At 44.4% G+C, this 19580-nt stretch carries 19 protein-coding genes; 1 reads left to right on the top strand and 18 read right to left on the bottom strand.

Annotated features, from left to right (window positions below; all coding sequences use genetic code 11):
* Positions 1 to 3: 3 nt before the first annotated feature.
* From AC13CK_RS15370 to mazG, 10 genes are all read right to left on the bottom strand, one after another.
* A complete protein-coding gene (locus tag AC13CK_RS15370; protein ID WP_253145092.1) occupies positions 4 to 1272 on the bottom strand; it encodes a sensor histidine kinase in 1269 nt (422 codons plus the stop codon).
* 715 nt (positions 1273 to 1987) lie between these two features.
* Complete coding sequence (gene yjgA, locus AC13CK_RS15365) at positions 1988 to 2521, bottom strand: ribosome biogenesis factor YjgA (RefSeq protein WP_004278333.1); 534 nt, start codon at positions 2519 to 2521, stop codon at positions 1988 to 1990.
* 2 nt (positions 2522 to 2523) lie between these two features.
* A complete protein-coding gene (locus AC13CK_RS15360; RefSeq protein ID WP_034438008.1) occupies positions 2524 to 2793 on the bottom strand; it encodes an HPr family phosphocarrier protein in 270 nt (89 codons plus the stop codon).
* Complete coding sequence (rapZ, locus tag AC13CK_RS15355; RefSeq protein WP_482831296.1) at positions 2790 to 3641, bottom strand: RNase adapter RapZ; 852 nt, start codon at positions 3639 to 3641, stop codon at positions 2790 to 2792. The genes AC13CK_RS15360 and rapZ overlap by 4 nt, the downstream gene beginning before the upstream one ends.
* A gap of 18 nt (positions 3642 to 3659) precedes the next feature.
* On the bottom strand, positions 3660 to 4508 hold the full coding sequence (panC, locus tag AC13CK_RS15350; RefSeq protein WP_482831295.1) for a pantoate--beta-alanine ligase: 849 nt from the start codon (positions 4506 to 4508) through the stop codon (positions 3660 to 3662).
* A 1-nt stretch (position 4509) separates the two neighbouring features.
* On the bottom strand, positions 4510 to 5319 hold the full coding sequence (panB, locus tag AC13CK_RS15345; protein WP_071850421.1) for a 3-methyl-2-oxobutanoate hydroxymethyltransferase: 810 nt from the start codon (positions 5317 to 5319) through the stop codon (positions 4510 to 4512).
* Positions 5320 to 5372: 53 nt separating this feature from the next.
* Entirely contained in the window at positions 5373 to 5858 is a 486-nt protein-coding gene (gene folK, locus AC13CK_RS15340; RefSeq protein ID WP_482831294.1) for a 2-amino-4-hydroxy-6-hydroxymethyldihydropteridine diphosphokinase, read from the bottom strand.
* On the bottom strand, positions 5855 to 7327 hold the full coding sequence (gene pcnB, locus AC13CK_RS15335; RefSeq protein WP_482831293.1) for a polynucleotide adenylyltransferase PcnB: 1473 nt from the start codon (positions 7325 to 7327) through the stop codon (positions 5855 to 5857). The genes folK and pcnB overlap by 4 nt, the downstream gene beginning before the upstream one ends.
* Before the next feature lie 136 nt (positions 7328 to 7463).
* A complete protein-coding gene (locus AC13CK_RS15330; protein ID WP_222110534.1) occupies positions 7464 to 7886 on the bottom strand; it encodes a ComEA family DNA-binding protein in 423 nt (140 codons plus the stop codon).
* Positions 7846 to 8658, bottom strand: a complete 813-nt coding sequence (gene mazG / locus AC13CK_RS15325; protein ID WP_425879193.1) for a nucleoside triphosphate pyrophosphohydrolase — start codon at positions 8656 to 8658, stop codon at positions 7846 to 7848. Before mazG ends, AC13CK_RS15330 begins: the two co-directional genes overlap by 41 nt.
* 92 nt (positions 8659 to 8750) lie before the next feature.
* Here mazG and AC13CK_RS15320 point away from each other — a divergent pair, with 92 nt between their 5' ends.
* A complete protein-coding gene (locus AC13CK_RS15320) occupies positions 8751 to 9521 on the top strand; it encodes an SDR family oxidoreductase (RefSeq protein ID WP_425879192.1) in 771 nt (256 codons plus the stop codon).
* Positions 9522 to 9544: 23 nt separating this feature from the next.
* Here the strand turns inward: AC13CK_RS15320 and AC13CK_RS15315 are convergent, their stop codons facing one another.
* The 8 genes from AC13CK_RS15315 to hisS all read right to left on the bottom strand — a co-directional run bounded on the left by AC13CK_RS15315 (position 9545) and on the right by hisS (position 19577).
* Positions 9545 to 10204, bottom strand: a complete 660-nt coding sequence (locus AC13CK_RS15315) for a 4'-phosphopantetheinyl transferase family protein (RefSeq protein ID WP_425879190.1) — start codon at positions 10202 to 10204, stop codon at positions 9545 to 9547.
* Between the two features lie 80 nt (positions 10205 to 10284).
* Positions 10285 to 10980, bottom strand: coding sequence for a hypothetical protein (locus AC13CK_RS15310; protein WP_180038806.1), 696 nt, complete (start codon positions 10978 to 10980; stop codon positions 10285 to 10287).
* Between the two features lie 21 nt (positions 10981 to 11001).
* Complete coding sequence (locus AC13CK_RS15305) at positions 11002 to 13062, bottom strand: hypothetical protein (protein WP_425879187.1); 2061 nt, start codon at positions 13060 to 13062, stop codon at positions 11002 to 11004.
* A complete protein-coding gene (locus tag AC13CK_RS15300) occupies positions 13053 to 14561 on the bottom strand; it encodes a hypothetical protein (protein ID WP_425879185.1) in 1509 nt (502 codons plus the stop codon). The genes AC13CK_RS15305 and AC13CK_RS15300 overlap by 10 nt, the downstream gene beginning before the upstream one ends.
* A 269-nt stretch (positions 14562 to 14830) precedes the next feature.
* Positions 14831 to 16240, bottom strand: a complete 1410-nt coding sequence (der, locus tag AC13CK_RS15295) for a ribosome biogenesis GTPase Der (protein ID WP_004278348.1) — start codon at positions 16238 to 16240, stop codon at positions 14831 to 14833.
* Between the two features lie 167 nt (positions 16241 to 16407).
* Positions 16408 to 17556: an outer membrane protein assembly factor BamB gene (gene bamB / locus AC13CK_RS15290; RefSeq protein ID WP_425879183.1), complete on the bottom strand. Its 1149-nt coding sequence runs from the start codon at positions 17554 to 17556 to the stop codon at positions 16408 to 16410.
* Complete coding sequence (locus AC13CK_RS15285) at positions 17553 to 18251, bottom strand: YfgM family protein (protein WP_004278352.1); 699 nt, start codon at positions 18249 to 18251, stop codon at positions 17553 to 17555. Before AC13CK_RS15285 ends, bamB begins: the two co-directional genes overlap by 4 nt.
* Before the next feature lie 30 nt (positions 18252 to 18281).
* Entirely contained in the window at positions 18282 to 19577 is a 1296-nt protein-coding gene (gene hisS / locus AC13CK_RS15280) for a histidine--tRNA ligase (protein WP_004278353.1), read from the bottom strand.
* Between the last annotated feature and the right edge of the window lie 3 nt (positions 19578 to 19580).

Raw genomic sequence — 19580 nt, 5'->3', positions numbered from 1 at the left:
TCTTTAAGATTGCTCGATATGTACATCTTCAAGCACCAGTGCCTGATGATCATTGGTGACCATCGGTAAATGCACGGTAAAGGTCGTACCCCGACCCTCTTTGGAATCTACAGCAATTTGACCATGGTTCAGGTCAATAAAGCGCTTGCAGAGCACCAGACCCAAACCTGCCCCTTTCTCTTCAGCTGTGCCTCTGACACTCACACCCAAAGTCGGTTTAAACAGATTCTGCATCTGCTCTTCAGTCATGCCCAAGCCAGTATCCTGAATCGTAATCTTGACCTGCTCGCCTTCCATTTCTGCAGCTAAAATCACTTTACCGCCTTGATTCACCGGGGTGAATTTAAGCGCATTCGACACCAGGTTCTGCAAGACAGAGGTAATCATGTTGATATCCGCATGTACCTTGATGTCTTCAGGAATATTATCAACCAGTTCAATTTTTTTATTTAAGGCCAGACTTTTCAGCACACTGCACACAATATTACTGGATTGTTTCAATTCATAATTAATCGGATGATAAATAAAGCGTCCACCCTCTGCCATCGCCCAAGTCAGCAGGCTTTCCAGCAGGTTATAGGTCGATTGTGCATTATCATATAAATAATCCGCGATGCTCTGGATACTGGATTCGTCCAGAGTGTCACGCTCCTGCGCTAGCACTTCGGAAAAGCCCAGTAAACCATGAAATGGTGCACGCAAGTCATGCGCAATAATCTGGAAAAATTTGGTTTTACTGAAGTTGAGTGCGCATTGCTGTTCATATAATTCTTTCAGTTCAGTATGTTCTTGATTGAGCTGAATTCGAATCACTAAACTTTCAGCAAATTGTTTAATAGTGGCAATATCGTCCTGATCGAACAGTTCGGTCTGATCATCAAAGAAAATGACCTGTCCAAAAGACACACCGCTACTTGATTTTAAATTAAAGGCGACCAATCTCTGATGCGCTACACCGAGATCTTTCACATAATTTGACAGTTCTGTATAAGCAGGATGCGTCTGGTCGATAACATCTGCCTGTTGCAGATACGTAGGCAGATTCACGTCCTGCGGGGCGTGCAAAGCCCGGAAACCGCGCGGACAGCTGTACCAGATATAGGGCTCCGTGTGGAAGCGAATAATGCTGGTTTTAACGTTTAAAACTTTACGGGCGATCTTACAAAAGGTGTCTAATAGGTTATTGGAGGTATAGACACCTAAAATGAGAGATATACGGCACGAGCTTAATTGCTCCGTATTCTGACCGACCTCTAGCAGTTTTAGTTCCATGTCTGCCTCTCTGAATGTTTATGGAATAAAGAAAACACAGCCGACCAAATTCATACAATCAATAACAAAGATTCTATATTTACTCAACGATGAAAACCCACCTCTAGGTTAAAGGATTTGTTAACCTGTTTCTATCCAGATACATTCTTAACTGCAAGGTACTGATATTTAATTGATTAAGAATAACTTGAAAATTTACTATTCTAAAAAAACCTACATAAGTATTTGAAATTAATCTATCTCACCTAAAATAAGTATCTTTATTTGTATTTACTGTAACACAGTACTGAATAAAAAATACCCACCATCGCTTTTTACTTTATTTAAAGTAAAAGCTAATGATTTTTCAACTATATAGTTTGACCTTATGATTAAAAACAGATTTTATATCAGGCTTCATCTACCTAATAATGCTCAGAATTAATTTTTAATTTTTTAAAATATCTTAACAATTCTAATGTAAGAAATATTTTAAATATCAGCATTTCGACTAAAAACAGATCCAAAAAACCACTGAGGATTGTAAAGAACTTACATTTATTAACAAATTAATTATGAAAATTTTGTGTTTTTTATCCTCAGTGCAGTTTTAGAAGCTGGAATAGAAATATTAAAATAGATCACTTATAGGCTATGCATGTCTACGTCAAACCAATCGGCTCAGAATAGCTATAAAAAAAGCGGCCTAAAAAAGACCGCCTTTTTACATGGCTGCTTAATTGTCAGAAATCAACGCCACTTGCTGTACATAGTTAAACAGCTTTAATTTAGAAGCATTCACTTCTTCTTCAGGTGCTTGATTCTTTAAATCACGGTGTACCCGAAGATAGTGTTGACGCAAGGTATGACGCTCTGTCGCATTATAGGTTTTGGTAAATTCATTGATGGCCGGATCACCATCTTTAACAATTCGATCCACCCAACGCTGTAATTGAGCTGTCTTTTTAAGACCTTGTTTGGGTGTTAAATAAGACAAAATCACCGTTTCATTTTCATTACGTAATAATTTACCAATCCGTGAAAATTGACGACGACGTGCTTCATGTGAACTAATTGCCTGCACATCAAGCAAGGCATCAATCAAACGCTCATCTACGGGTAGGTTTTTAATTTGTTTAGCGCTCAGCTCTGCAAGCTGCGCACCTAAAGCAGCCATACGCTGGACTGCTTTTTTCTGTTCGGTCTTACTTGCGCGTCCCTCTAAAGAATCAAAATCTTCTTCAGTTAAACTGTTCGGTCGACGTGCCACGATTAATCTGCCTCATAAAATTTTGCTGCAAATAGTGCCTGAATTTCAGATAAGGCTTTGTCCTCGTCTGCTCCTTCAATCACCAAGCGTAAAGTTGTTCCTTTGCCCGCACCGAGCATCAGCAAGGACATGATATTTTTTGCATCTACCAGTTTATCCGCTTTGCCAATCTGGATACTGGAACGAAATTTGGTGGTAACTTCTATCAGTTTACCAGATGCGCGTGCATGTAAACCCAGTTTATTAATTACGTCAACTGTCGTATCAATCATGACCAGTGCTTCATTTCTCGATGGAGGACTTGAATAGACCATTTTGCCTCAAGGGCTTTTTTTAGTCTATCCACAATATAAACAGAACGATGCTGACCACCGGTACAGCCAATCGACACGGTCATATAATGACGATGCCCTTCAGCAAAGGTCGGCAACCACTTGTCCAGAAAATGATACAGATCATTGAACATATCCTCGACCTGATCGCTCTTTTGTAAAAACGCCTGCACGGGCTGATCTAGCCCTGAAAATTTGCGCAGTTCCAGTTCCCAATGCGGATTCGGCAAATGCCGGACATCAAAGACATAATCGGCATCCAGTGGAATGCCATGCTTATAACCAAAGGATTGCAGAATCAGGATCAGGTTATCGGCCTGTCCAAGCTTGGACAACAAGGTATGTTTCAGATCATGCACACTTTTATCGGTGGTATCGATATGTACCGTAGAACGCAACTGAAGCGGCATCAACAGGATTTTTTCTTCCTGTATACACTGATTCAGACTTTTAAAGCGTGACGCCAGAGGATGCGGCCGACGCGAAGCACTAAAGCGGGCAATCAGCTCCTGATCCTGCGTGGTCAGATAGATAATATCGACCGAACCATGCTGTTGCAGTTGCTCAAATACATGATCAAATTCTTGTAAATCTGCCCGGGTACTGCGCACATCGACGCCCAGCGCCAACTGTTCCAGATTGTTTTCGCTGTCCAGTTTTGCCACAATTTCGGGAAGCAATGCCAAAGGCAAATTATCAATACAGTAATAACCCAGATCTTCAAGCACCTGTAATGCAGATGATTTACCCGAACCAGATTGTCCTGTGACAATTAAAATGCGCTTCATGCATGCTACCCTTTCATCTTAGCCGGCAGTGTATTTAACCTGCAGGTTATCGATCAGACGTGTATTCCCCAGCTTCGCAGCTATAAATAACACAAGATCTTGATTAAACGTATGAATTTTTTGTAATTCTGGAGTGCGGGCTTCAATATAGTCCACTACAAACCCGGCATCGGTTAAAGTCTGGCGAATCTCCGCCAATACCGTATCCAGCTCCACGCCTGCAAGTAATTGCTGTTCAGCCTTTTGCAAGCTTTGATAAATGACCGGTGCGATTGCACGATGCTCTTCGCTTAAATAACCATTGCGCGAACTTAAAGCCAGGCCGTCTTCTGCACGGGCAATCGGCACACCAATCACTTCCAGTGGAATATTCAGGTCTTGTACAAACTGACGAATGACCGCCAATTGCTGATAATCTTTCTGGCCAAAGAAGGCGTAATTCGGCTGTACGATATTAAACAATTTAGTGACCACCACCGCCACACCATCAAAATGGCCGGGACGCTGCAAACCGCATAAATCATTGGTAATATCAGACACACTGATATTGGTCAGACGCGGTTTTTTGCCATACATTTGCTCAACCGTCGGCGCAAACACGATATCACAACCAACTTCTGCCAAAAGTTGCTGATCCTGCTCAAGTGTGCGCGGATAGCTGTCAAAATCTTCATTGGGTCCAAACTGGATTGGATTGACAAAGATACTGACCACCACCACATCACACAACTTACGCGCTTCACGCACCAAGTTTAAATGTCCTTGATGCAGATTACCCATGGTCGGTACAAAACCAATAATCTTGCGACTGGTACGCGCCGGATTTAATGATGCCGCTAAGCCCTGAATGGTGGTTTCTGTTTTCATCTTACAATTCAACCTGAAAAGTTTGTTCTGGTGCCGGGAAAGATCCATCTAAAACTGCAGCATGATACGCTTTAAAAGCATCCAGAATGGCTGTCGCACCCGATTGTTCTTGCATAAAATTACGTACAAATTTTGCAGTGTGGCCAAAGGTCAAACCGAGCATATCCTGAACCACCAGCACCTGGCCGTCTGTGGCTGCGCCCGCGCCAATGCCAATGACCGGAATCTGCGGAAACAGTTCTGTGATTTCCTGGCCAAGCTGTGCCGGTACGCACTCAAGTAGCAATAGTGCAGCTCCCGCCTCTACCACTGCCTTACAGTCCGCAATCAGCTGATCGGCCGCTTCACGAGTACGGGCTTGCAGCTTATAACCGCCAAAGACATGTACCGACTGCGGAGTAAGACCCAAATGCACACACACCGGAATACCGTTACGGGTCAGCACTTGCACGGTATCTGCCAGCCATGCACCACCTTCCATTTTCACCATTTGCGCGCCGGCCTGCATCACGGTTTTCGAGCTTTGTAAGGCATCAGTCAAGGTGGCATAGCTCATAAATGGCAAGTCAGTCATGATAAAGGCATGCTGGTTACCACGGCGTACCGCAGCAGTATGATAAGCCATATCTGCAACCGTGACCGGCAAAGTCGAATCACGCCCCTGAATTGACATTCCCAGAGAATCGCCAATTAAAATGCTGTCCACTTCGGCAATTTCCATGGCTTTGGCCATACTGGCATCATAGCAAGTCAGACATGAAAATTTGCGTCCATCTGCTTTAAAGCGTCTTAAATCACTCAGACTGACCATGAAAATATTCCTCTATGCTTGAAAGTTCTGTCGAAACTACCATCACTTAAAAATTAAATATTTGCCCAGTTGCTGTCATCGAGTACCGCGAGGTTCGATTGTTTGACGATGTCCAGGTCTTTTAATCTATGTCCATGAACCTGCATTTCAGGATCAATATCCAGAAGTGGAATCAGGACAAAATCACGCTCTAATACCCCGACATGCGGCACAGTTAAGCGTTCATTGTGAATCTGTTCATTGCCGTAGATCAGCAAGTCCAGATCCAGTGTACGTTCGCCCCAATGACGTAAACGTACCCGACCTGCGTCCTGCTCAAAGGCTTGCAGGCGATCCAGCAGGCTTAAAGCGGCCAGATCGGTATTTAACTGCACCACTGCATTCAGATAGTTCGGCTGATCTTGTGGTCCCATCGGTGGACTTTGATACAGATGCGAAGTTTTCACCTGCCCCAAGGTCGCCAGTTTCTGTACAGCTTCTGCCAAAATCTGGCGTGAATCACCCAGGTTACTGCCCAGGCCAATATACGTCACGATCATTGTGTTGGTCCAAACACCACTTGGCTCAGATCACGTTTTACCCGCTTACGTTTCATAATCGGATGATCTGCGCCAATTTCACCGCTGGCACTGGCTGCCACATGCGACAGAGGTTTCGCCTTGTCTTCAAACTTGGCTTTACGCACACGACGATTGCGTGGTTCAGGTTCATTCACTAACGGCTCAATCTCAGCGAGATCTTGCTGTTGGGTCAGTTTCTGGTCCAGATGTTCTTCTTGACTCGCCTTGCGACGGCTCTTGGCACGCTGACGGTTATACTGGCTAATGGCCCGTTCTTTCTCGTCACCGCTCATTTGCTGGTAAGCATCCCACCAGCTGCCCATGCCTTGGGCAGTTGCATCGCCTGATTTTTCACGCAGCAGCAAAAAGTCAAAGCCGGCACGGAAACGCGCATGACTGGACAAGGCCTCAATTTGCTGTGGTTTTGGATTCAGCAAACGGGTCTGCATTTCCCAGACTTCACGAATAAAAGTTTCCGCAAAGCGTGGAATAATAGTGCGGGTTGCCTGACGTTTTAATACGTCGAGCCCAGCTTGGGCACGGGCTTCGGCCGCTACCACACCTTTATTCAGATAGAATTCACAACGCTCAAGGAACGGCTGCCATAACAATACCGCATAGAAAAATGCAGGGTTGATGGTCTTGCCGATAGAAATACGCTGATCGGTATTTTTCGCAGCACGTTCCATAAACGGCGTAATTTCAGGCTTGATATCTGCAAATAACTGCTGCCAGATGCCGAAATCGATCAGCATTGGCAAGACACGATTTAGGTGTCCCATGGTGAACAGTTTCTGTGATTCATCATAAAGTCGATGTGGAGAAACATCACGCAGTAACTGGGTCATTTCCGGCGTAAAGACATCCAGAATCGCCTCATCAATATTAAAGTTCAGCTTGGCCGCAAAACGTAAGGTTCGCAGCATCCGCACCGGATCTTCTTCAAATCTTAAAGTCGGATCACCGAGTAAGCGTAAGGTTTTGCTGTGAATATCATCGACCGCATTGCAGAAATCCAGCACAATGCCTTTACGCGGCTGGTAGTACATTGCATTGATGGAGAAATCACGACGGGCAAAATCCTGCTCGATGCTACCCCAGTTGTTGTCACGCAGAATCATCCCCGCGGCCGAGGTCACTGCTTTTTTTGGTGGTGCACGGAAGGTTGCCACTTCAACCAGTTCCCGCCCTGAATAGACATGCGCCAGTTCGAAACGTCGTCCGATAATCCGACAACGTCGTCCGAAAACTTCCTTGACCTGAGCCGGGGTTGCATTGGTAACTGCATCGAAATCTTTAGGATTCAAACCTAACATCAGATCTCGAACACCACCACCCACGATATAAGCTTCATAGCCTGCCTTGTTTAAGGCATCAATCACATCGAGAATATAAGAAGGTAATTGAGCGGTTGATAAACCACATTTTGACGCGCGCAAAGTTTGCAAAAGACGCTGTCTCCTACGTCTGAACGTAAAATTCCAAGATGACGCTAATCATATCGCTTACACGCCTAAAGGGCAATTTGATTATGTCAATCCTGCGAGTCAAATCAATCAGCTAGTCATGATCCATGCTGTCGCCTTACAAGGCCAGTTTGGCCTTGTTTTTGGCAAATAATGCCGGCCCAATACCTTTGACTAGCTGGATCTCTTCAATGCTTTTGAATTTACCGTTTTTTTGCCGATGTTCAATAATCGCTTCGGCCTTCTTTTGACCAATCCCATTCAGCTGTTGTAATTGCTCTACAGTTGCATTATTTAAACTGATTTTATCAGCAGCGGAAGATGCCGATAATGCAGGCTTCGCCAGATAGTGATTGCTTTCGGATGAAGCCGTAGCGGCAGCTTTTTTCTTCAGACGTGCATCATGTTGCTGTTGCTGGGTCTTCCATTCCATATAATCGGTCGCAGTCGCATGCGCTGTTCCGATAGAAATAAAGCCCAACCAGCAACTCAGAAGAAGATTAATCCACGTCGGACCGATTCGATAAGGTATTTTTTTCATGTGCTGCTCTTTGTTTTAATTCTAATTTAGCCTGTTCCCACAGCTGATCAAGTTCAGTTAGTGACAGCTTTTCCAAGTCTAATTGTTGTCGTTCTGCCTGATCTTCCATCAAGGCAAAGCGGGTCCGAAATTTATGGATCGTACCCAATAATGCCATCTCGCTGGAGATGCCAAGTTTACGTCCAACATTGACCAGAGAAAATAAGCAGTCGCCAAATTCTTCCTGTATTTCATCGGAATTTTGTCCGGCTACCGCTTCTTTTAATTCAGCCAGCTCTTCTTCCAGCTTGGCATAAGCACCCGCCATGTCCGGAAAATCAAAACCGATTTTGGCGACATTTTTTTGAATTTCATCAGCCTGCGCCAAAGCCGGTGCATGTTTAATCTGATCCAGGCGTGAACGCGGCTTGCCCTGCTTTTCTTGCTGTTTGATTTCTTTCCATAGCTCGGACACATCTTCCGGACTCATTTTTGCAAATTGTTCAGCTTGAAATACATGCGGATGACGGCGAATCAGTTTATCGGTAATGGCCTGCACCACATCCTGAAAATCGAAAGCGCCCTGCTCACTGTACATCTGCGACTGGAACACTACCTGTAACAGCAAATCACCCAGCTCATCGCGGACATCGTCGACTTTTCCAGAGCGGACTGCCGCTTCGACTTCGTAAGCTTCCTCAATGGCATATTTGGTCAGAGATTCGGGGGTCTGCTGCTGATCCCATGGACATTTTTCACGTAATTCGCGCATGACCTTGAGTAGTTGTTCCATGTTTAAAAACCTCTTTTTTTTTACCAAATTGTCGCGTCAATCTGCCAGTTTCTTGTTATGCTCAAAAAAAAGACAATAAGGAGATCAGGCACATGCACAGTATATTGATTAGCGGTGCAGCACAAGGAATTGGTGCCGCGACAGCCGCCCTATTTTACCAGCACGGCTACAAGGTGGGTATTTATGATGTTCAGGTGGAGCAGGCAGAACAACTGGCCCAGCAACTGGGCGAACATGCCAAAGCCGGTTTTCTGGATGTGGCTGGTTATACGTCCTGGGAAACAGCTTTAGCCGAATTTTCAGCTTGGGCAGGTGAAATCAATATTCTGGTCAATAATGCCGGGATTTTATATTCAGGCCCTTTTGAAGAAACTGATATTATGGCGCATCATCGGACTCTGGATATTAATGTTAAAGGAGTCATGAACGGCTGTCATGCCGCTTTCCCTTATTTAAAAGAATCTTCATTTGCCCGCATCATTAATCTATCTTCAGCTTCGGCGATTTATGGCCAGGCCGATTTAAGCAGTTATTCCACCAGCAAGTTTGCGGTGCGTGGCCTGACTGAAAGTCTGGATATTGAGTGGCAACCCTATGGGATTCGAGTCTTGGATGTCATGCCGCTTTTCGTCAGTACAGCCATGGTCAAAGATATGCAGGCAGAAAGTATTAAAAAAATGGGTGTGCATTTAAAAGCAGAAGATGTTGCACAAGAGATTCTGAAACTGGCACAGCTCAAAGATTCCATTTGGCAAGCAACGCATCATCCGGTTGGATTCAAAAGCCAGTTTTTATTTCATTTGTCGCGGATGAGTCCACAATTTGTGAATCGGCTGAGTAACCTGGTCATTTCCAGAAAATAAAAAATATTTGGGTTGATTCTGTTTTAGACAGTGTGATGAATCTGGATCACTGGAAATCTCAACCCTTTGCAGGAATGCTCACTTTGCCAGGCCACGGTGAGCATACAGCCAGCAATAGAATAATTTTGATAAGCATAGATGCCAATCTCTGGATGTTCGCAGCGCCCACCATTTTGCTCAGGATGGATATTGGTATTGAGTTCGTTGAGGTTGATCCGGATTCCCAAGCCTGATGCCTTTAACACGGCCTCTTTAGTCGTCCAGACTTTAAACCAGTATTCGGGATCATAAGCCAGCGTTTGCCAAGTTTTGAGTTCTTCAGGATGGAAGGCGTGCTGTGCCAAAGCTTCAAAACGGACTTTACGGCTCAGTTCTTCAATATCGATTCCCAAGTTTTGGACATTCCTGCTCGTGGCCAGGGCGTAGAAATTTTGACTATGACTATGATTAAAACTGAAATCCGGATAGTCATTTAAATAAGGCTTGCCATATTCAGTGGCGGTGAAATCCAGAGATTGGATCGGATGATTGAATTGATCTGACAGCAACTGGTTACGTCGCGCATAAATTGCCAGTTTTCGATTTTTGATTTGCTCTACCCGTGATTCAGGCGGTTTAATCGAAAAGAACTGATCTATTTTTTGTAGATAAATTTGAATATTTCGCGACAATGCAAAGCTCATAGAAACAGATGGACTTTTTCATTTTACGTCGCCAGATAAAAAAAGAAAGCCTGTTCGAAAACAGGCTAGACTCATATTGCTTAGATTGAATCAGAAATATCAACTGGTTTTGCTGCTGCAGATTCTGGCGCCTTAAAGTTCAAGCCCGCTTTTTTCATCAATTGCGGATACTCCACCAATGCCATTGTTGCGTTTTTTGCAATTCCAGTCACATCACCTAATAGACCTTTGGCATCCATAAAAGACATACCGCTATCGCTGACACTACGCGGATTACTGAGCATTTGCATAGACACCTGCTTACTATTAAGCACGAGTTCGCGTGCAGACAAGCCCGCAATCGCAAAGTTAGTAAGTGAGTTAACTAGAAGCTGTTTCTGGCTTACACTTAATGCATTAATACGTTCCAGTGTCGCCGCTTCATCCTTTTTTGATGCATCCAGAACATCATTGGTCAATTTGGTAATCTCTTTCTGGATGGCCTCTTTTTCCTTTACGTCTGAGGTAGTTTTCAAGCTGTTTAATTTGGTTTTCAGCTCTTCACTGTCTTTACGTTCAGCAAACAGGGTTGCCAGTGTCGTTCGGCTTTGAATAAACATGGCATTGGTGGCTTGTGCCTGCTTAAGAAAACCCGCCAAATCCAGATTTTGTGAAGATGTGCCTGTTGTCGTTGCAACTGCTTTTGATGCCAGACTACTCAATGTTCCAAGACCGGCATGGCTTTGCGATGCCAATACAGCACTTCCCAAGATCAAGATGCTTGCGATTTTTTTCATAGTATTTCCCCTTATAATTCCTTACTGAACTGCATCGGCCTTTTGCACGATCTGATTTAAAATTTTTGGTAATGCCTTGAACATCTGAATGTTGTACATTTCATGACGATGGGTGATATCAATCCCTTTTAAACTAACTTCTTGCTGTAAACCAACAGCCCCAACACGTTCCTGTTTTGCATTAAAACGCCGCGCGCCACCTGCCAACACCAAAGTGGCATCGCAACTGGATTTGTCTGCATTGCATTTAATAGAGTCTTCTTGAACCTGAATTTTGAATGCTGGCTGTAAGCACTCGTCTTTAGGCACATACAGTTTCAAATCTAGCTGTTTTTTAAAGCCGGCATTTTCAGTCATTTTTATAATTGATGTTTCCAAACTGGTCTGACCTTTAAAACCTGAGCCTGTGGCATAAAATGGACGTTTGGACTGACTGGTAAATGCGTGATAAATCAGCGGACCAAATCCATAAAATGGAATCTCTCCGACTTGATCAGTATGCAAGCTTGGACAAAGTACACGAGCAAGTTTCGACTCACCCACAGCAGCATGGCTATCCACCAAGATGCTGTCACCCGAACGTACCGGCAGGCGGTCATTTCCACTCACAGGAAAATCAAGCTGCGCTTTGACTTTAGTCCCTTGACGCTCAATGACTGTAGCTTCCCAAGTCGGGATTAACACTTGACGCTGAGCAACTTTTTCACGGTTATACACATGAATTTTCATGCCTGTGGTCAAACGCTCGCCTGCATCCTGAATCGTGATGGTCTCGCTACCACCACTCGCTACCTGCAAATCTGAACGGGTAAATTGAATCCCTTTTTGGAATTGCTGACCCAATTTCACCAAAGCATTTTTAAGTGCCACTTCTTTACGCGTATCCAGTGAAAAACCCATTCCTTGTGAAATGGCTTCACTGATTTCATCAGTCGCATGCGCCGAATAAATCACGCGCCCAGAACGGTCAATCATTTCAGCAAAGACTTCGCTATGTACCACTTGCTGCTCAGTCATTTTGCCGACTTGCTGCTGATAACCAATTACAGGAATCACATTAATACGAATAAAAAATTCAGGAAGTTCACGCTGATGCTGGGTTTCCTGATTAGTTAAACCTGTCTGCTCACTGATACTCTGTGCGAGCACGCTATAACGTTTGTTGACTGGTGTAAGGGTAAAAGATGCATTTTCTCCGATCGCATCAGAAAAAATCTGCTCAATCAGGTCTTTTGACTCGCCTTGATAAGTCAATACATCCACCACCAAAGCTTTAGGCTTGTTCAGTGCCTGACGGGTATTAGCCGAAATCTTGCTAAACTGGCTCGAATTACCACTCATCAATACAGGCAATGCCACAGCATAATCACTGTCAGCATGGACAACCCGGATTAAATCTCCTGAAGCCGAGCTCAGCTCATCATCTTTGGCAATCCCTTGATTAAAGCCTTTATCCAAAACCATATAAGACTTCCAGCGGTCAATCACCTTGGTCTGCACTTCAGAGACCTTAAATTTCTTCTGTAGATCTTGGGTCAATTGCTGAGTCAAGGTCAGCAAGCTACTTTGAAATTTCTGCTGAACCGCCTGACGGGTTGTAGCCGCCTCGATATCAGTCGCCAGCACCTGTATAGGTTGAGATAAAGTAGCGCTATCGGTATAAATCACTTCTCCGGATAGGACATTGGTCAACTTTAAACTTAAAGTGACTGGCAGAAAAATCTCGGCTGTAGACTCCTTTTGCACCACATATTCGCTGGCCCGCAAAACTTCCAGAGAAGCCACATAGCTTCGATGTTTATTCTGTTGGGAAATTGAAGTAACCACCTGATCTTGCAAGGCCTGTTTCAGCTGCTGCTCGAAAGCTTGTACAACTTGAGTACGAATCGTCTCGCTAGATACAGCCTTGCTAAAGTCACAGGAAATGGATGATGCGTTTGCTTCTATATGTTCCACCGATTGACGACAAGGCAGTTCCAGCCCGTAAATTCCCTTCGCCGGAAAAACCTGAATATTGGCCTGCGCACTAGCCGTTCCCATCAGCGCCATGGCAAGCATGACTTTTTTCAAGCTTATTTGCATTGAGTACCACCAATACATAAAGTAATGGTATTCCCTGCTTGCAGGCGTTCGGCATTCGACAGAACAGGATTTACCCGGCGCAATGCTTTGGCAAGTTCAGCACTTAAGGGCTTTTCACTCTTATAAGTCATGGTCATCTCGACCAATTTGCCATCCTGGGTACGGATATCGATATTTTCCGCACCATCCATTTCATCTAAGGCTACGTACAGGTCATCCCCTAACCGGCTAGATACGCTACCTGATACACTTTTTACAAAGAGGGTTATTTCCTTACCATACATGCTGCGGTTTTTCGAATAGGCGAGGATTTGTGGACCGACTTCAGATAGCGTCATTTCACCCAGTTTACGGGCAACATTGGTACGGCAAGTATCTGTCGTTGCAGCAGTTGATGATTCTGTACGGGTATCGCCGCCCATCAGTGTGCCATCATCGACTGAATAAATTTTATAGCTGAGTGCACCATCACAAACAAACTGACCCGTTGCACCTGAACGACCACGGTCATAAATATAAGAGCTACCGACCATAAACCAGTCCGCTTTTTCCTGACGTGCAGCCACTGCAAGTTTTGCCAGCTCTGCATCACCCAGCAATTGTTGAATGGTCATACTCTTGCCTTTGAGATAACGGCTACGAAACACATCCGAATCCATTAAGCGTAGATCATATTTAGATGCTGCACGGGCAATTGAGGTTAACGTTTGATTTTCACGCTCAGGTGTGGTCGACGGGGTTTGATATTCCACATATTTCACAAAATTTTGAATATCATTCTGGCGTTCAGACTGGCTATAACGTGCTGATTCACTGGCGTTATAACTTGCTGAAGCAGAAGATTTACCTGAATTATTGTGACTTGATGAACGTGCAGCAACGCCCGCACCTGCACCATAGTAATTACCATAGGCATAGCCTGAAGCCGAAGCTGATTTGCCTTTTGATGAATATGATGAACTTTCACTGGCTTTTGCACTTTCTTTCGCGTCATAGCTGGCCTTTTCATCATAGGCATAGCTCTTGTCAGAAAAGTACGACGTAAACTCTTTCACCGGTTTTGAGTTATCTCGCGGTACACCAAAATATTCATCCATTACGATCATGATCGGACTGGTTCGGCTATTCTTTTTGGATAAACCCAGATCATTTAAGATCTGGCGAAACTCCTGATCATCCATTTCAATTGAAATAGAAGTAACCAGTTCATTGTTATTGTTGGTTTGACTACCACGATTAAATACGTAGCCATTGTCAACTTGTTTCACAATATCTGCCAGATGGAGTTCGGCATCCTGCATGGCTTGAGGGCCATTTATTTTTTTGATTAAAGCAATGACTGCATCAGTTTTTGCATTATTCAATGCTTGATTCCGTGTTCCTATTGGATCTTTTTTTATAATGGGGCTACTGCCCTCACCATTCACTTTGATCATTTCAGCGCATGCAAGGCTTGGTAAGCCCATCATACAGATTAAGGCCAATGCAGTTTTTTTCATGTTCCCCTCACACCACCGCAAATTTGGGTAGTAATTTATTATGATCTTTTTCAGTCAATTTTCATTTTTGCGACTGAATTAACAATTTCACACAAATATAATACATATCACATAAATATTAAATTGATACTTATACTAAATAACTATAATTAAAAGAATATTTTATTTTTATTAAATTCAAAATTAAGCCTGATTAAAAAATATTTTTATAGGTAATAAAAAAGCCCGCTTTACGCAGGCTTTTTATCCGGAAAATTTAAACTATAAAATTAACGCTTAAATTTCTTCTCGGCTTTCTTGAACTTCTGTACATAACGACGTTTACGTGCAGCTGCACGCTCATCCACTTGAGACTTACGACCTTCAAACGGGTTTTCCGAAGTTTTAAACTCGATTTTAATCGGTGTACCTTCAAGCTTGTACACTTTACGGAACACATTTTCCAGGTAACGACGATAATCCGCAGGGGTTTTATCCACTTTGTTTCCGTGAATAACGATCGTTGGCGGATTTTGTCCACCCATATGCGCATAACGCATTTTAATACGACGACCCTGAACCATCGGCGGTTGGTGGGCATCTGTCGCATCATTTAAAATCTGGGTGATTTTTGCTGGTGATACTTTCAAACGAGATGAATCATAAGCACGGTGAATCGATGGATAAAGATCGCCCACGCCCGTTCCATGCAATGCAGAAATCAAATGCACTTTGGCCCATGGAATAAAATCGAAGCGACGCTCTACATCAAGCTTACATTGCTTACGATCATATTCAGTCATGTTATCCCATTTATTGACTGCAATAACCATGGCACGACCCGCTTCAAGTGCATAGCCAATCAAATGCAAATCCTGCTCAACAATACCATCACGCGCATCGACTACAACCACAATTACGTTGGCATCTTTCATTGCCTGTAAAGTTTTAACAATCGAGAATTTCTCAATCATTTCATCGACTTTACCTTTACGGCGCACCCCGGCAGTATCAATCAGGGTGTATTGACGGCCATCACGCTCGAATGGAATATAAATCGAGTCACGTGTTGTACCCGGCTGATCAAATGCCACCACACGCTCTTCACCGAGCAAGCGGTTCACCAGCGTTGATTTACCTACGTTTGGACGACCAATAATCGCTAAACGCAGACCCGTGTTTTTGTCATGCTCTTCTGGATTTTCATCTTCCGGCACATCAGCAAGTACGTCTTCCAGCATCTGCTGAACACCACGACCATGGCTGGCTGCCACTTGTAACGGCTCACCCATACCCAGTTTGTAGAATTCAACCAGGGCAGCTTCAGCATGTACGCCATCAACCTTGTTGGCCACCAGAAAGACTTTTTTGCCTAAAGTACGTAATTCACGTGCAATCTGTTCATCGGAAGCCAGTAGTCCGGCACGCGCATCAACCACAAAAATAATAATGTCGGCTTCATGAATGGCAGTCTTGGATTGCTCTGCCATGTAGGAGTCAATCCCACCTTCATTTTCGCCAATACCGCCAGTATCGACCACAATGAAAGATTTATTTTGATAGGTAGCATCGCCATATTTACGGTCGCGTGTCAGACCTGCGAAGTCTGCCACCAATGCGTCACGGCTCTTGGTAATCTGGTTGAACAGCGTTGATTTTCCGACGTTCGGACGACCAATGAGCGCAATTACGGGTTTCATAGAGTAACCTTTATTTAATATCAGGCGTCAAAGTGGCCTGAACATCAGAAAGCATAGGAAGATATAAGGGGTAAATACCCTAAATAAAAACACGGGGCATTGATTTTTCAATCACCCCGCGTTCACAAAATACGGTTGTGGCTAGTTTAGCATAAGGCTCGTTAAAATTAACGGTTCTGCCAAATGCTTAATGCGCCCTTGCGTGTGGAAACATACAGCTGGTTGTCGATGACGCGTAAGCTACGTACTTCCCCAGAGGTTTTCGAACGACCAGTAATCTGTCCGGTACGCGGATCAATCAGGTGCAAGACACCATCCAGATCACCGACTACAAGATCAGTACCCAGCATCACCGGATTACTTAACTTGCGATTCAGCAACTGGTCATTTTCCCAAAGCGGTTGACCCGAGGTAATCTCAAAGGCTTTGATTTTGCCATCGGTTTGCGCCACAAATACGCCATTACCCACAACTTCTGGACGCTGGATACTGCTGGCATCTTCACTCCAGACCACCTGTTGTGAAGCTAAATCCAGCACAGTCACCTGACCTTGATAACTGGTGGTCACCACAAACTGGCCTGCAACGACCGGTTCCCCGTCAATATCAACCAGACGCTGGATATCAGAACGCCCATCCGACACTGCGACACGACGCTGTAATTTTGGCACACCGCTTAAGGCATCCAGTGCATAGATATAAGCATTGGAAGATGCAATCAGTACATTACGAGCATCTAATGCAACAGGTGCAGCCATGCCACGCAGGCTGAATTGTACATTAGGTAAGTTATAAGTCCAAACTTGCGCACCCGTCGCAATTTCATGCGCATATACGGTGCCGTCATTGCTCACGCTAATGACACGACCAGCATGAATTAATGAAGGTGCCAGTAAAGCACCCGTCAATTGCGCAGTCCATTTTTGCTCGCCGGTTTGCTGATCCAGCGCAAACAGTTGGCCTTTCTGGTTGCCAACGACAACAAGACCTTCAGCAGCTTCAACACCAGAACTTAAATTGTCTTTGCTGACTTTTTTCTGCCACAGACGCTGTTTGCCTTTAAATGCAGACACTTCGCCTTTCGGGTCAATCGCAAAGACCACATCATTATCTGCATCCAGACGTAAACGCAACGGATCAGCAGCATCTGTCGAAGCCACACTGGTGGAAAATACAGGGACCAGGGTTTTGGCTTGAGTCAGTTTTGGAAGTGGATTCGGTTTTACTTCTGGAACTTTATTGGTTTTACCCGCACAGCCAGCCAATGCAAGCGTTAAAACAGTCAAGGCACAGGTAATTTTGTATTTTCTATTCATTCAGCTTCTTCCGCTTGTGTTTCTATAATTGGGCGTTCGATTTCCGGATCATCGACCAATACGCCTACGCTTTCGAGCTTAATTTGTAAAATCTGACGTTCTTCTTTACGTTCAATCAAAGCATCCCATGCACTTTGATATACTTTTTTAGCATTTTCAATATCATTTTTGGCAACATAGATATCGCCACGTGCTTCATCGGCAGTTGCTTTAAATGCAGGCTCAGTGACTGCTTCTAAAGTTTTCAATGCAGCATCATATTTTTTCTGCGCCAATTGTGCATAAGCCAGACGAAGTTTGACGACCTGAACCAGACCTTTATCGTCTACTTTCGAGTTTTCAACTTTCTGTAGCGCTTTCTCGGCCGCAGCATAATCTTCTTTGTCATAAGCCAGTTTCGCCATCACCAGCTGGGTCTGAATCGCCTGTGCTGAATCAGGTGCTTCCTTGACAATCTTGTCCGCAGCTTCAGACAACTTGGCAAAACCATCACCTTTCGATGCCTGTGCATCATCCATCAACTGCTGAACCTTGGCAGTGTGCATTTGCGACTCTGCCAAGTTTTTCTTCTGCCAATATTCCCATCCAAAAAAGGCAATCAGCGCAATTAAAATCCCAGTAATCATCGAAGAACCATATTTCTTCGTAAAGGATTTTAAGCTTTCAAACTGTTCATCACCACTCATTGCGCTCATGAGATTACCCTTTTCCTAATGTTTTATCGATTATTTTGAAGAAATTTTAGTACTAAAAAATGCAACGAAGTCCGTAAATGGTACATTCGATTGCTCTGCGGTTGCCAGCTCTTTCACAGTAAACGCCTGAGCTTCCAGTTCACGTTCACCCAAAATCGCCGCATACAAAGCACCGGCTTGATCAGCCTTTTTCATTTGCGATTTCATTGAACCCTGTGAGCCTACTTTCAGACGAACCTGACTGCCTGCTGCTTCAAGCTGATCACGGATCTGCTCCGCAATGACCAAAGCTTTACCTTGAGAAGCCGGTTCAGCCACCAGGAATACTTCACAATCACGTGTCGGGGTATTGTCTTCAACCTGCTCAAGCAAAAGCAATAAACGCTCGATACCCATGGCAAAACCAACTGCAGGAACAGACTGATCTGCCTTTCCTTTAAGCTGCCCCACCAGGCCGTCATAACGGCCACCGGCACAGACTGTTCCTTGTGAACCCAAATGGGTTGTGGTCCATTCAAAAACAGTTTTGTTGTAATAGTCCAGACCGCGTACCAGTTTTTGATTGATCACGAAGCTCACGCCTGCATCAGTCAAATACTGCTGTAACTGGGCAAAATGCGCCAGAGTTTCTTCACCCATAAAGTCATGCAGTTTCGGTGCATTTTCCAAGATGCTTTGTGTTTTGGCATCTTTAGAGTCCAAAATACGCAATGGATTCGTGGTCAGACGGCGCTGAGAATCTTCATCCAGATCAGCTTTATGCGACTCTAAAAACTCAACCAGTGCCGCACGGTAAGCTGCACGTTCATCCGACTCACCGAGTGTGTTGAGTTCTAATTGAACTTTGTCCGCCACACCCATACGTTTCCACAGACGCGCTGTCATCAAAATCAGTTCAGCATCCATATCTGGCGTTGCCACACCAAAGGTTTCCACACCAAACTGGTGAAACTGACGGTAACGACCTTTTTGCGGTTTTTCATAACGGAACATTGGGCCGATATACCAGACGCGAGGCGTCGCACCACGCAGCAGATTATGCTCCAGCATGGCACGTACACAGCCAGCCGTCCCTTCAGGACGTAACGTCAACGACTCAGGCGGATTACCCTTGTCGAGGAAGGTATACATTTCTTTTTCAACGATATCGGTTGCATCACCGATCGAACGTTTAAACAAATTAGTCTGTTCTACGATAGGCAAACGAATTTGTTGATAGCCATAGGCATCCATCAAACCGGATAGATGCTGTTCAAGACGTCTCCAAGCTGGGGTTTGCGTTGGGAGAATGTCATTAAAACCTTTGATTGCGACGATTGAACTCATGAT

Source organism: Acinetobacter sp. L-24 (assembly GCF_056857555.1).
This window is presented reverse-complemented; position numbering and strand designations above follow the sequence as displayed.